Below are 12,604 nucleotides of genomic sequence, written 5' to 3'. Positions count from 1 at the left end.
TTGATCCTGTTTTTAAAGGCAAGATCAAAAGATCGCGGCCTTCGGCAGCTCCTACAGGGGATATTTCAGGCAATCAGAATTTCAGGGCGGCAGCCTTGGCGGTCACTTCGGTGCCTTGCTGGCCGCTCGGGCCGATCAGTTGTACCTGAATTTTCTGGGTCGCCGGGAAGGTATTGAAGAGGTTCGCCAGATCCAGGGTCTTCAAGGCGCCCGGGGTGGCGCAAGTGAATTGGTAGTGGGCGTGGATTTCGCTGTGATCGTGGTGATGCGCTTCACCGCCCTTGGCATCTTCGTCGTGGTCATCATCGTCATGCTCGTCGGCAGCCGGCTTGTCGCCGAACAGCGGGCTTTCCAGTTCTTGGCTGGTGACTTTGCACCCGGCGGCGGTTGGCAGGCTGAACAGCGCCAGCGGGTTTTCCAGTTTCGTGCGTGCGGCGGCGACCTTGGCCTTGTCGGTGTCGCTGGTGGCGGCATGTTCGAAGCCCACCAGGTTCATCGCCGGGCTTTCCAGTTCCAGCTCCAGGGTCTGGCCGTCGAGTGCAGCATTCAGGCGGCCGACGCCATGTTCGTGGGCACCGAGGCTGCCGTGCTCGTGGTCGTGATCGTGCTCATCGGCGGCATGGGCGATGGCCAGCGGCAACAGGGCAAACGGCAAAGCGAGGAGCAGACGACGCATGGCGGTCTCCGGGAAGTAAAGTGAAGAGTTTGTTATGTAATCTTATAACGAAAGTGCGCAGAGTTTGCCCGTGCGCTTGGCGTTGCACAAGTCCCGTGGGAGCATGCAGGTCAGAAATGTGCAGGAGCGAAGCAGATGTTGCGGATACGCGGAACCGTTGGCGCGACGCCGGTGGATTTGACGGTGGAACTGGATGACAGTGATTGGGCGAAGCTCGGCGCAGCCCTTGGCGCGCAGCCGCAGGGTGATCAGCCTGAAGCGGCATTGAGCACGCCGGCAGCGAAACCACTGAACCAGGACGATGCGTTGTGGCAGGTCGCGCAGGGTCTGTTGCGCAAGGCCGGGCAGCTCAGCGGGCCGGATCTGCTGGAGCAGCTTGAGGGATTGACTGGCAGCGCCTCGGCGGGCAAGCGCTTGCTGGTGCGCTTGCGCCACAGTTCACAGGTGAAAGTGGCGAGCGGCGGCGATACACCGCTTTACAGTTGGATCGAGTGAAACGAAAAAGATCGCAGCCTGCGGCAGCTCCCACAGTTTCATCCATGTTTTGCGGATGAACCTGTAAGAGCTGCCGCAGGCTGCGATCTTTTGATCTTAATAAAGCGCAGCAAACACCTTACGGCGGTATGCAGTCACCAGCGGATGATCATTGCCCAACAGTTCGAACACCTGTAGCAAGGTCTTGTGCGGCAGGCCTTCACCGTAGCTGCGGTTACGGATGAACAGCTTGAGCAAGGCCTCCAGCGCCGCTTCGTATTGCTGACGCGCCAGTTGCTGGATCGCCAGTTGATACACCGCTTCGTCGTCCTGCGGATCTTTGGCCAGACGCGCCTTGAGGTCGGCAGCATCCGGCAGGTCGCGGGCCAGGCCAAGGAATTTGATCTGCGCTTTGGCGCCGGCCAGTGCAGCCTTGTGCTCATCGCTCTTGACTGCGTCGAGCACGGTTTGCGCCTCACCCAGTTCGCCGCGTTCGGTCAGGCAGCGGGCGTAGAGGATCAGCGCTTTGGCGTTGCTGTTGTCTTCGGTGAGCATCACTACCAGCGCGGCTTCTGCTTCCGCGTAACGACCTTCATCGAACAGTGCCTGAGCCTGTTCGAACGGATCGGCGGCGGCCGGCGGCGGCATCTGCACATGCGGTTCGAGCAGGGCACGCACGGCCGACTCCGGCTGCGCACCGGCAAAACCGTCGACCGGTTGGCCGTCCTTGAACAGCACCACGGTCGGCAGGCTGCGAATGCCGAAGCGGGCGACGATGTCCTGTTCGATGTCGCAGTTGACCTTGGCCAGCAGCAGTTCGCCCTGATAGCTCTCGGCAATCCCTTGCAGCATCGGCATCAACGCCTTGCACGGCGCACACCATTCGGCCCAGAAATCCACCAGCACCGGTTTGTTGAAGGAAGCTTCGATCACCGACTGGTCGAAATCGGCAGTCGTGGCGTCGAAGATGTACGGCGTTTGCTGACTCATGGGGGATCTCGTAAAAGCGTGGATGGGGCAACTATACGGCTTGGCGGGGTGTGGCCGGAAGCGGTCAGTCTTTGAGAGGTGTGTTGCCTGCCAGAATGCTTTCGCGAGCAGGCTCGCTCCCACATTTGGAATGCGTTACCCCTGTGGGAGCGAGCCTGCTCGCGAAGCTTTTAGTCACGCCGCGCATGGTAAAGACTGACATGTCTGAACTCTTCCGGCTCCGCCAGATCCGGCAAGGTCATCGCCTCAAGCATTTCGATCCGCTCATACAGCGGATGACGAAAGTCCCGAACCCGCGAATCCGCCACCAGCGCCTCACGGCCACGGCTGAGAAATGCATCGAGTAGCGGCAGGTTCTCGCGGTCGTAGAGCACGTCCGCCACCAGAATCAGGTCGAAGCGATCAGCCTCGGCAAAGAAGTCCGTCGAATAACTCATCTGCACATCATTGAGTTCAGCGTTGGCCCGACACGCAGCAATCGCCAGCGGATCCAGATCACAGGCCACCACTTCCAACGCCCCGGCCTTGACTGCCGCAATCGCGGCGATCCCGGAGCCGGCGCCGAAATCCAGCACCCGCTTGCCACGCACCCACTCGGGAAACTCCGCCAGATAACGCGCCACCGCCAGGCCGCTGGCCCAGCAGAAGCTCCAGTAGGGCGGTTCGTGGAGGATGCGCCGGGTTTCATCCGGGCTGAATTCACGGTCCATGTTGTCGCCGTCGATCAGCCACAACTGCAAATCGGTGCCCGGCAATCCGCAGGCCTTGAGCCGCGCATCACCGAGCAATTCACCCAGCGCCTGTTGCAGCTCGAGCGGTACGGTCATGGTGCTTTGACAAATTGCAGCTGGCCCAGCGCCTGAGTAGTCGGCTGAGTAATGGTTTGCGATGGCAGGTGCAGGATCAACTGGCCCGATTGCGTGGCACGACCGCGCAGTTCAACCCGTGCGCCAGCCGGAAAGGCTTCCGGATTGAAGCGCAGGCGGAACGGCAGGATCTGGTTGTTGCCAATCAGGCTGGAACTGGCGAGCAATTGTTGCGGACGCGATTTTTCATCGATCACCAGCAGCGCCAGTTCGACTTCGGCCCCGGCCGGCACGCCTTGCAGGGTACCGCTGAGTTCCCGTTGATAGGCAGGCAGCGGACCCAGGTCGGCGGCTTCTTTGGCTTTTTTCTGCGCCTGTTGCGGCGCCGGGCCTGGTGTTGGCGGTTGCGGTTTGGGTTTATCGCTACCGCAGGCCACCAGCAGGGCGAAAAGACTGAGCAAAACGAGCGGTCGTAGCGACATTGGCAGCTCCAGAAAATGAAATCCGTGGATCAAACGATCATGGCAGTCTGTATACCGCAAACCCTATGGCTTGTCTTGCCACCGGGATGCGCTACCATGGCCCTCCCTTTTTTTGTTGCCAGCCACCATGCACTGTCCCTTCTGCGGTGCCAACGACACCAAGGTCATCGACTCGCGTCTGGTCGCCGAGGGCGAACAGGTGCGCCGCCGGCGTGAATGCCTGGCCTGCGGCGAACGTTTCACGACATTCGAGACGGCCGAACTGGTGTTGCCGCGCCTGATCAAAACCGACGGCAGCCGCCAACCGTTCGACGAAGAAAAACTCCGCGCCGGCATGCAACGCGCCCTGGAGAAACGTCCGGTGAGCGTCGAGCGTCTCGAATCCTCCCTGGTCCACATCAAGCACAAGCTGCGCGCCACCGGCGAGCGCGAGGTCAAATCCCTCGTGGTCGGCGAACTGGTGATGGCCGAGCTGCAAAAGCTTGATGAAGTCGCCTATATCCGTTTCGCTTCGGTTTACCGACGCTTTCAGGACCTCAACGAATTCCGCGAAGAGATCGACCGCCTCGCCCGCGAACCGGTGAAAGAATGACCAGCGCCGCCGAGCAGGCGATCCTTGACGCCCGTTTCATGGCCCGCGCGCTGGAACTGGCGCGCAAGGGCCACTACACCACCCATCCCAATCCCCGGGTTGGCTGCGTGATCGTCAAGGACGGGCAGATTGTCGGCGAAGGCTTTCACGAGCGTGCCGGCGAACCCCACGCTGAAGTCCACGCCTTGCGCGCAGCCGGTGAGCTGGCCCGGGGCGCCACGGCTTACGTGACCCTTGAGCCGTGCAGCCACCATGGCCGCACGCCGCCGTGCGCCGATGCGCTGGTAAATGCCGGAGTTGCCCGGGTGGTCGCCGCGATGCGCGATCCGAATCCGCAGGTCGCCGGACGTGGCTTGCAGCGCCTGGCCGATGCCGGCATCGCCACCGAAAGCGGCGTGCTGGAAGCCGAAGCACGTCAACTCAATCAAGGTTTTCTGAAGCGCATGGAACACGGCTTGCCGTTCGTGCGGGTCAAGCTGGCCATGAGTCTCGACGGTCGTACGGCGATGGACAGTGGCGAAAGCCAATGGATCACCGGCCCGGCTGCGCGTTCCGCCGTGCAGCGTCTGCGCGCGCAGGCTGCTGTGGTGCTGACCGGGGCCGACACCGTGCTGGCCGACGGTGCGCGCCTGACCGTGCGCGCCGACGAACTGGGTCTGGATGCGGAACAAACCGCACAGGCCATGAGCCGTCCGCCGCTGCGGGTGCTGATCGATGGGCGTCTGCGGGTGCCGCTGGATGCGCCATTCTTCAAGGCCGGCCCGGCGCTGGTCGCCACCTGCATGGCGGTCGAAGAGCAATACGCCAATGGCCCGGAATGCCTGATTGTGCCGGGTGATGACGGTCAGGTCGATCTGCATCAACTGCTCATCGAACTGGCCAACCGCGGCGTCAACGAAGTGCTGGTCGAGGCCGGCCCGCGTCTGGCCGGCGCGTTCGCGCAGCGTGGTCTGGTCGACGAGTTCGTGATCTTCATCGCCGGCAAGTTTCTCGGTTCCACGGCGCGGCCGCTGCTGGACTGGCCGCTGGCCTATATGAAGGACGCTCCGGAGCTGAAAATCACTGAAATCCGCGCGGTTGGCGATGACTGGCGAGTCACTGCGACGCCAGTCGTTTCGGCGAGCGTATAATTCCCGGCCATCGCCTTAGCGCTGGCTTCGTTCTCAAGGAGAACCCCATGTTTACCGGCATCATCGAATCCATCGGCAGTATCCGTGCACTGACCCCCAAGGGCGGTGATGTGCGGGTGCATGTCGAAACCGGCAAGCTCGACCTGAGCGACGTCAAACTCGGCGACAGCATCGCCGTCAACGGCGTGTGCCTGACCGCGGTTGAATTGCCGGGCAACGGTTTTGCTGCTGACGTCAGCCGCGAAACCCTCGATTGCACTGCGATGAATGACCTGAAAAGCGGCAGCCCGGTCAATCTGGAAAAAGCCCTGACCCCGACCACCCGTCTCGGCGGGCATCTGGTCAGCGGTCACGTCGACGGTGTCGGCGAAGTGGTGTCGCGCAGCGACAATGCCCGCGCCGTGGAATTTCGCATTCGTGCGCCGAAAGAGCTGGCCAAGTACATCGCCCATAAAGGCTCGATCACCGTCGACGGCACCAGCCTGACCGTGAACGCGGTGGATGGCGCCGAATTCCTGCTGACGATCATTCCGCACACCCTGAGCGAAACCATCATGGCCTCCTACAAGCCAGGCCGCCGGGTGAACCTGGAAGTCGATTTGCTGGCGCGTTATCTGGAGCGTTTGCTGTTGGGCGACAAGGCTGCAGAGCCGACGTCCGGTGGTATCACTGAAAGCTTTCTGGCCGCCAACGGCTACCTCAAATCCTGACTGAAGGGGGTGCCTTGTGGCGCTCAATAGCATCGAAGAACTGGTTGAAGACATCCGCCAAGGCAAGATGGTCATCCTCATGGATGACGAAGACCGCGAGAACGAAGGCGACCTGATCATGGCCGCCGAATGCTGCAAGGCCGAGCACATCAACTTCATGGCCAAGCACGCCCGTGGCCTGATCTGCATGCCGATGAGCCGCGAGCGCTGCGAGCTGTTGAAGCTGCCGCTGATGGCGCCGCGCAACGGTTCCGGTTTCGGCACCAAGTTCACTGTGTCGATCGAAGCCGCCGAAGGCGTCACCACCGGTATCTCCGCCGCCGACCGTGCGCGCACCGTGCAAGCGGCTGCGGCCAAAGATGCCAAGGCTGAAGACATCGTCAGCCCGGGCCACATCTTCCCGCTGATGGCCCAGGCCGGCGGTACGCTGGCCCGTGCCGGCCACACCGAAGCCGCCTGCGACCTGGCGCGCATGGCCGGTTTCGAGCCAAGCGGGGTGATCTGCGAAGTGATGAACGACGACGGCACCATGTCCCGTCGCGCCGAGCTGGAAGCGTTTGCCGCCGAACACAACATCAAGATCGGCACCATCGCCGACCTGATTCACTACCGGATGATCCACGAACGTACCGTTCAGCGGATTGCCGAGCAGCCGCTGGACAGCGAACTGGGCCAATTCAACCTGGTGACCTATCGTGATTCGGTAGAAGGCGACGTGCACATGGCGCTCACGCTGGGCACCGTTTGCGCCGAGGAACCGACCCTGGTTCGCGTGCACAACATGGACCCGCTGCGCGACCTGCTGATGGTCAAGCAACCTGGCCGCTGGAGCCTGCGTGCCGCGATGGCTGCGGTGGCCGAGGCCGGCAGCGGTGTGGTGCTGTTGCTCGGGCACCCGCTTGATGGCGACGTGTTGCTGGCGCACATCCGCGAAACTGCTGATCAGGCGGCGGTGAAAAAACCGACCACCTACAGCATCGTCGGTGCCGGTTCGCAGATCCTGCGTGACCTCGGTGTGCGCAAAATGCGCCTGATGTCGGCGCCAATGAAATTTAATGCGATATCCGGTTTCGATCTGGAAGTTGTAGAATACGTGCCCTCCGAATAATGACCCGGTGAATTCGGCATTGTTGATGTAGATCCTTGTGGTGAGGGGATTCATCCCCGACGGGCTGCGTAGCGGCCCTATTTGGTTGGGACTGCTGCGCAGTCCATCGGGGATGAATCCCCTCGCCACAGGGTGTAGTCGAACAGCAATGCGGTGTTTCCGGTCATGAATTTGTGGCTAATATCACTGAGGGATGCGTACGAGACGCGTCCCGGCTCTTTAAGAGATCTGACGAATGACCCTGAAGACCATCGAAGGTACCTTCATCGCCCCTAAAGGCCGCTACGCTCTGGTAGTGGGCCGTTTCAACAGCTTCGTGGTTGAAAGCCTGGTCAGCGGTGCAGTTGATGCCCTGGTTCGCCACGGCGTGAGCGAAAGCGACATCACCATCATCCGCGCACCTGGCGCCTTCGAAATCCCGCTGGTTGCGCAGAAAGTCGCCCAGAAAGGCGAATTCGCAGCCATCATCGCCCTCGGCGCGGTCATTCGTGGCGGCACTCCGCACTTCGAATACGTGGCAGGCGAGTGCACCAAGGGTCTGGCCCAGGTGTCCATGGAGTTCGGCGTACCGGTCGCGTTCGGCGTCCTGACCGTTGATTCCATCGAGCAAGCCATCGAACGTTCCGGCACCAAGGCCGGCAACAAAGGTGCTGAAGCTGCCCTGTCCGCTCTGGAAATGGTCAGCCTGCTGGCGCAGTTGGAGGCCAAGTGATTAGCGACGATAGCGATCGTTTCAACCCGCGCGATCCGAAACCTGCGGATGCCGGCAAGCCATCGAAGAGCGCCAAGCGCCGCGAAGCTCGTCAGCTCGCGACTCAGGCCCTGTATCAGTGGCACATGGCCCGGCAATCGCTGAACGAGATCGAAGCGCAGTTTCGCGTTGATAACGATTTCACCGATGTCGATGGCGCCTACTTCCGCGAGATTCTGCACGGGGTTCCGCAGTTCAAGAGCGAAATCGACACCGCGCTCAAGCCGTGCCTGGACATCGAAATCGAAGAGCTGGACCCGGTTGAACTGGCGGTTCTGCGCCTGTCCACCTGGGAACTGCTCAAGCGCGTCGACGTGCCGTACCGCGTGGTGATCAACGAAGGTATCGAGTTGGCGAAAGTCTTCGGTTCGACCGATGGCCACAAGTTCGTCAACGGCGTGCTCGACAAGCTGGCTCCGCGCCTGCGTGAAGCTGAAGTGAAGGCATTCAAGCGCTGATACGCGCTTGAGACCTCATGGGCGAGTTTGAGCTGATCCGCAATTTCTTCGCCGCCGCGCCTTGTGCGCAGGGCGGCGAGGGCGTTGCTCTGGGGATCGGCGATGACTGCGCCTTGCTGGCGGTTCCCCCCGGGGAACAGCTGGCGATTTCCACCGATACGCTGGTGGCCGGCGTGCATTTCGCCGATCCCTGCGATCCGTTTCTGCTCGGTCAGCGCTCGCTGGCCGTCGCGGTCAGCGACCTGGCCGCCATGGGCGCCACGCCCGTTGCCTTTACCCTTGCCCTGACTGTGCCGACGGTGACCGCCGATTGGCTGCAAGCCTACGCCCGCGGTTTGAACCGCATGGCGCAGAGCTGCGGCATCGCGCTGGTCGGCGGTGACACCACGCGCGGGCCGTTGAGCCTGACGGTGACCGTATTCGGTCGCGTTCCGGTCGGGCAGGCCTTGACCCGCAGCGGCGCACAACCGGGCGATCTGCTCTGTGTTGGCGGTGAGCTGGGCAATGCCGCCGGTGCGTTGCCGCTGGTGCTTGGCCAGCGCGAGGCCGAAGCAGATATCGCCCAGCCGTTGCTCGATCATTACTGGTCGCCGCAACCGCAACTGGCGCTCGGTCAGGCCTTGCGTGGCAAGGCCACATCGGCCCTCGATATCTCTGACGGCCTGCTCGCCGACTGCGGGCATATCGCTCTGGCTTCGGGGGTTCGACTCGAAGTTGAACGCGAGCGCGTACCGTTGTCCGATGCTTTAGTGGCGTTTCTCGGTCAGCGTGGTGCCGAACGGGCAGCGTTGAGCGGCGGCGATGACTATGTGCTGGCCTTCACGCTACCGTCCGTCGAGTTGCCGGCGCTGCTGGCCGATGGTTGGCCGATCCATGTGATCGGGCGTGTGGCGCAGGGCCAGGGTGTGGTGCTGCTGGATCGCGAAGGCCACGATATCACCCCGCAAATCCGCGGTTATCAACATTTTCAGGAGACACCGTGACAGATCACCCGAAACAGGTTCCGGCCGAATTCGTTCCGCCGTCGGTCTGGCGCAATCCCTGGCATTTCCTCGCGTTCGGCTTTGGCTCCGGCACCTTGCCGAAAGCACCGGGCACGTGGGGTTCGTTAGTTGCGCTACCCTTTATCCCGTTGTGGCAGATGCTGCCCGACTGGGGTTACTGGCTGATGCTCGGGATCACTATGCTGTTCGGCTTCTGGCTGTGCGGCAAGGTTGCCGACGATCTGCGGGTGCACGACCACGAAGGCATCGTCTGGGATGAAATGGTCGGGATGTGGATCACCCTGTGGCTGGTGCCGGAAGGCTGGTACTGGTTGCTCGCGGGGTTCCTGATGTTCCGCTTCTTCGACATTCTCAAGCCATGGCCGATCCGCTGGATCGACCGGCATGTCCACGGCGGCGTCGGCATCATGCTCGACGACGTGCTGGCCGGCGTGTTCGCGTGGCTGGCGATGCAGGGACTGGTGTGGATTTTCGCCTGATCCGTATCGTCAGGGTTAAGTGAGGAAACGAGGGATGGCTCGACGCTGGCTGGCGCTTGTGTTTTTGACCTTGCTGGGCACTGTTGCCAGTGCGCAGGAAGCTGCGCCGACGCCCGCGGTCATCCATCTGGCCAGCGAAGACTGGGAAGACTACACCGCCGCCGACGGCCACGGCCTGGGCTGGGACGTGCTGCGCAAGGTGTTCGAACCGGCCGGGGTGAAGCTCGACATCCGCACTGAACCCTATACGCGCTCCGTAGGTCTGGCCGAGCGCGGCGAAGTCGATGCCTGCGTCGGTTCGTATAAAAACGAGGCCAGCGACCTGCTATACCCGCGCTGGAACTTCGACACCGATCACATCTACGCCCTGGGCCTGGCGAGCAATCCGTCACCGACCCCGGAGACCCTCGGCAACTATCGCCTGGCGTGGGTACGCGGTTACGACTATCAGGATTATTTGCCCAATGTGCGCAACTACAATGAGGTCGTGCGGCGTACCGGGATCCTGTCGATGCTCACCCACAACCGCGCTGACTATTACATCGATGCCTTGACCGAAATCGATTACGTGCTTGGCCGGGCCAAGGATCCGACGCAGTTTCGCAAGACGCCAATCGCCGAATTGCCGCTGTACCTGTGCTTCGCCGACACGCCGCAAGCGCGCACACTGATGGCGCTGTTCGACAGGCGCATGGAGCAACTGGTCAAGAGCGGGGAGCTGAGGCCGGTTTTCGAGCAGTGGAAGCAGCCGTATCCGTTTGAGACGCCCTGATGCGAACCCCTGTAGGAGCTGCGGCACGCTGCGATCTTTTGATCTTGAACCAATACAACCCGTCAAAAAGATCGCAGCCTCGTTTCACTCGACAGCTCCTGCAGGGATCCCGGTTGTCCGAGGAGTCATCAAACATTTTGATCGTTATGCCCGATAATTCAGCCTAAGCGTCTGCAGGAACCTGCTGTTACAATGCCGGCCTGCGAATCTTCAGACTTTTAGATCAGGAGCACACCGGTGCCTGTCGTTTTTGTCGCCGCTTCCAAGCTGCCAACGCCTTTTGCACAATTCACCATGCACGGTTTTCTCGATGAGGCCACCGGCCGCGAGCACGTTGTGCTGAGCCTGGGTGATTTCGCCGACGGTGCCCCGGTGCTCGGCCGGTTGCACTCTGAGTGCCTGACCGGTGACGCGCTGTTCAGCCAGCGCTGCGACTGCGGCTCGCAACTCGAAGCGGCACTCAAGGCCATCGCCCGTGAAGGCCGTGGCGTGCTGCTGTACCTGCGTCAGGAAGGTCGCGGCATCGGTCTGCTGAACAAGATCCGCGCCTACGAGTTGCAAGACGGCGGCGCCGACACCGTTGAAGCCAACGAACGTCTGGGGTTTGCCGCCGATCAGCGTGACTACGCCATGTGCCTGCCGATGCTCGAGCATCTGGGCGTGAAGTCGCTGCGTCTGATGACCAACAACCCGCGCAAGGTCAAAGCCCTGACCGACATGGGCATCGTCGTTGCCGAGCGTGTGCCGCTGCACACCGGGCACAACCCGCACAACAAACTGTACCTGGCAACCAAGGCCAGCAAGCTCGACCACATGATGGGCAACGAGCATCAGGGCGAGGTAGACCGCGCGTGACCCGCGGTCAGGTGCGACGCCGCCTGGCGGTCGACTGGTGGAAATATCTGGCGTTGGCGCTGCTGCCGCTGTTTGTCCTGAACCTGCTGTTCGGTCAGGGCGAGGGCATTGTGCCGGTGCTGACCATGCCATTGTTCATCGCCGGCGTTGCGTCGATGTTTGTCAGCCTGAAGTTCTTCGGGCGCTACAAACACGCGCTGATCACCACGCAGAAAGCCCTCGACACCCCTGATGAACCGGCGGCCTGGATTGCTTTGGCCACCCAGCGCCGTATTGCATTGCTCGCGGCATCGTTGCCGGCATGGATCGGTGCGCTGGCGGTGTTCGTCGGTCTTGAAGCCGTACCGCTGATGTTGCTGGCGCTGTCCACGGCCGTGCTGTTCTACCTCTACCGTATCCCGCGTCAACTCGGCTGATGCGCCGTCTGTGGCTGGCGGTTCTGCTGCTGGCCTGCGCCGGCCCGGTGCTGGCGAGTCTGCGGGTGGTCAGCCTCGCGCCTTCGCTGTCGGAAATCGTCGTTGAGCTGGATTCGGCGGACCTGCTGGTGGGCGTACTCGATGCTGGCGAGCGTCCTGCCGCCATTGCCGGTGTTCCCTCGGTGGGGCGCTATGGGCAACTCGACATGGAGCGCCTGCTCAGCCTCAAGCCTGATGTGCTGCTGTTGTGGCCCGGCAGTGTCGGCGCGGCGCAGCGCGACCAGCTCAAACGCCTGAACATCCCGACCTACGTCGCCGAACCGCACAATCTCCAACAGTTGTCAGCGCAGATCGAGACGATTGCCGCGCAACTCGGGCGACCTGAGCGTGGGAGGAAACTGGCGGCAGACCTGCGCCAGAAACTCGATGACCTGCGCCAGCGCTATCGTCGCGACACGCCGCTGAACGTGTTTTATCAAGTCTGGGACAAACCGCTGTACACCGTCGGTGGCGGGCAGATCATCAGCGATGCGCTTGAGGTGTGTGGCGCACGCAATGTGTTTGCCGACCTGAGTGTGCCCGCGCCGCAGGTGAGTATCGAGGCAGTGTTACAGCGCGATCCGCAGGTGATTCTGGCCGGTGATCAGGCGCAGCTGGACGCGTGGAAAGCCTGGCCGCAAGTGGCGGCGGTGAGGAGAGGACAATTGCTATTGGTCACGGATAAAGGCCTGGAGCGCCCAAGCGGCCAGATGATCGAAGCGACCGCCAGACTCTGCCAACTCATCCAGCCCCGCCGCTGACCTCTGTAGGAGCTGCCGAAGGCTGCGATCTTTTGATCTTGCTTGTGGCTGACTTGGAGTCGCTGAGGATCAAGATCAAAAGATCGCAGCCTTCGGCAGCT

General features: G+C 62.0%; 17 protein-coding genes. 13 read left to right on the top strand and 4 right to left on the bottom strand.

Annotation, left to right across the window (positions count from 1 at the left end):
- Positions 1 to 73 precede the first annotated feature (73 nt).
- Complete coding sequence (locus HXW87_RS29160; protein WP_239778261.1) at positions 74 to 676, bottom strand: DUF2796 domain-containing protein; 603 nt, start codon at positions 674 to 676, stop codon at positions 74 to 76.
- A gap of 135 nt (positions 677 to 811) precedes the next feature.
- On the opposite strand from HXW87_RS29160, the gene HXW87_RS29155 reads away from it, so the two are divergent.
- Complete coding sequence (locus tag HXW87_RS29155; RefSeq protein WP_239778260.1) at positions 812 to 1,171, top strand: hypothetical protein; 360 nt, start codon at positions 812 to 814, stop codon at positions 1,169 to 1,171.
- Between the two features lie 96 nt (positions 1,172 to 1,267).
- Here HXW87_RS29155 and trxA read toward each other — a convergent pair whose 3' ends face one another.
- From trxA to HXW87_RS29140, 3 genes are all read right to left on the bottom strand, one after another.
- Positions 1,268 to 2,140: a thioredoxin gene (gene trxA, locus HXW87_RS29150; RefSeq protein ID WP_047602506.1), complete on the bottom strand. Its 873-nt coding sequence runs from the start codon at positions 2,138 to 2,140 to the stop codon at positions 1,268 to 1,270.
- A gap of 170 nt (positions 2,141 to 2,310) precedes the next feature.
- Positions 2,311 to 2,967, bottom strand: coding sequence for a 50S ribosomal protein L11 methyltransferase (locus HXW87_RS29145; RefSeq protein ID WP_239778259.1), 657 nt, complete (start codon positions 2,965 to 2,967; stop codon positions 2,311 to 2,313).
- The gene (locus HXW87_RS29140; RefSeq protein ID WP_041074498.1) at positions 2,964 to 3,428 is read right to left on the bottom strand and encodes a YbaY family lipoprotein; all 465 of its coding nucleotides are present in this window, start codon (positions 3,426 to 3,428) and stop codon (positions 2,964 to 2,966) included. Before HXW87_RS29140 ends, HXW87_RS29145 begins: the two co-directional genes overlap by 4 nt.
- A 127-nt stretch (positions 3,429 to 3,555) precedes the next feature.
- On the opposite strand from HXW87_RS29140, the gene nrdR reads away from it, so the two are divergent.
- The 12 genes from nrdR to HXW87_RS29080 all read left to right on the top strand — a co-directional run bounded on the left by nrdR (position 3,556) and on the right by HXW87_RS29080 (position 12,503).
- Complete coding sequence (gene nrdR, locus HXW87_RS29135) at positions 3,556 to 4,020, top strand: transcriptional regulator NrdR (protein WP_003228656.1); 465 nt, start codon at positions 3,556 to 3,558, stop codon at positions 4,018 to 4,020.
- Positions 4,017 to 5,150, top strand: coding sequence for a bifunctional diaminohydroxyphosphoribosylaminopyrimidine deaminase/5-amino-6-(5-phosphoribosylamino)uracil reductase RibD (gene ribD / locus HXW87_RS29130; RefSeq protein WP_182402638.1), 1,134 nt, complete (start codon positions 4,017 to 4,019; stop codon positions 5,148 to 5,150). Before nrdR ends, ribD begins: the two co-directional genes overlap by 4 nt.
- Before the next feature lie 47 nt (positions 5,151 to 5,197).
- The gene (locus tag HXW87_RS29125) at positions 5,198 to 5,860 is read left to right on the top strand and encodes a riboflavin synthase (RefSeq protein WP_007955571.1); all 663 of its coding nucleotides are present in this window, start codon (positions 5,198 to 5,200) and stop codon (positions 5,858 to 5,860) included.
- A gap of 16 nt (positions 5,861 to 5,876) precedes the next feature.
- Complete coding sequence (gene ribBA / locus HXW87_RS29120) at positions 5,877 to 6,968, top strand: bifunctional 3,4-dihydroxy-2-butanone-4-phosphate synthase/GTP cyclohydrolase II (protein WP_007966103.1); 1,092 nt, start codon at positions 5,877 to 5,879, stop codon at positions 6,966 to 6,968.
- 235 nt (positions 6,969 to 7,203) lie between these two features.
- A complete protein-coding gene (gene ribE / locus HXW87_RS29115) occupies positions 7,204 to 7,680 on the top strand; it encodes a 6,7-dimethyl-8-ribityllumazine synthase (RefSeq protein WP_003228649.1) in 477 nt (158 codons plus the stop codon).
- Positions 7,677 to 8,177, top strand: coding sequence for a transcription antitermination factor NusB (gene nusB, locus HXW87_RS29110; RefSeq protein ID WP_041074513.1), 501 nt, complete (start codon positions 7,677 to 7,679; stop codon positions 8,175 to 8,177). Before ribE ends, nusB begins: the two co-directional genes overlap by 4 nt.
- 17 nt (positions 8,178 to 8,194) lie before the next feature.
- The gene (gene thiL, locus HXW87_RS29105) at positions 8,195 to 9,160 is read left to right on the top strand and encodes a thiamine-phosphate kinase (RefSeq protein ID WP_095668201.1); all 966 of its coding nucleotides are present in this window, start codon (positions 8,195 to 8,197) and stop codon (positions 9,158 to 9,160) included.
- Positions 9,157 to 9,660, top strand: a complete 504-nt coding sequence (locus HXW87_RS29100) for a phosphatidylglycerophosphatase A (RefSeq protein ID WP_003228639.1) — start codon at positions 9,157 to 9,159, stop codon at positions 9,658 to 9,660. Before thiL ends, HXW87_RS29100 begins: the two co-directional genes overlap by 4 nt.
- A gap of 34 nt (positions 9,661 to 9,694) precedes the next feature.
- Positions 9,695 to 10,432 carry a transporter substrate-binding domain-containing protein gene (locus tag HXW87_RS29095; protein ID WP_239778258.1) on the top strand — a complete coding sequence of 246 codons (738 nt, stop codon included), beginning with the start codon at positions 9,695 to 9,697 and terminating at the stop codon, positions 10,430 to 10,432.
- A 237-nt stretch (positions 10,433 to 10,669) separates the two neighbouring features.
- Positions 10,670 to 11,287 (top strand): GTP cyclohydrolase II, encoded by a 618-nt coding sequence (ribA, locus tag HXW87_RS29090; RefSeq protein WP_027612931.1) that lies wholly within the window; start codon positions 10,670 to 10,672, stop codon positions 11,285 to 11,287.
- Positions 11,284 to 11,703, top strand: a complete 420-nt coding sequence (locus HXW87_RS29085; protein ID WP_047296863.1) for a hypothetical protein — start codon at positions 11,284 to 11,286, stop codon at positions 11,701 to 11,703. Before ribA ends, HXW87_RS29085 begins: the two co-directional genes overlap by 4 nt.
- Complete coding sequence (locus tag HXW87_RS29080) at positions 11,703 to 12,503, top strand: cobalamin-binding protein (protein WP_239778257.1); 801 nt, start codon at positions 11,703 to 11,705, stop codon at positions 12,501 to 12,503. Before HXW87_RS29085 ends, HXW87_RS29080 begins: the two co-directional genes overlap by 1 nt.
- The last annotated feature ends 101 nt before the right edge of the window (positions 12,504 to 12,604 follow it).

Source organism: Pseudomonas sp. Y5-11 (assembly GCF_022368695.1).
Lineage (GTDB): Bacteria > Pseudomonadota > Gammaproteobacteria > Pseudomonadales > Pseudomonadaceae > Aquipseudomonas > Aquipseudomonas parakoreensis.
Note: the sequence above shows the minus strand (reverse complement) of the source record. Positions and strands in the feature narration are given on the sequence as shown.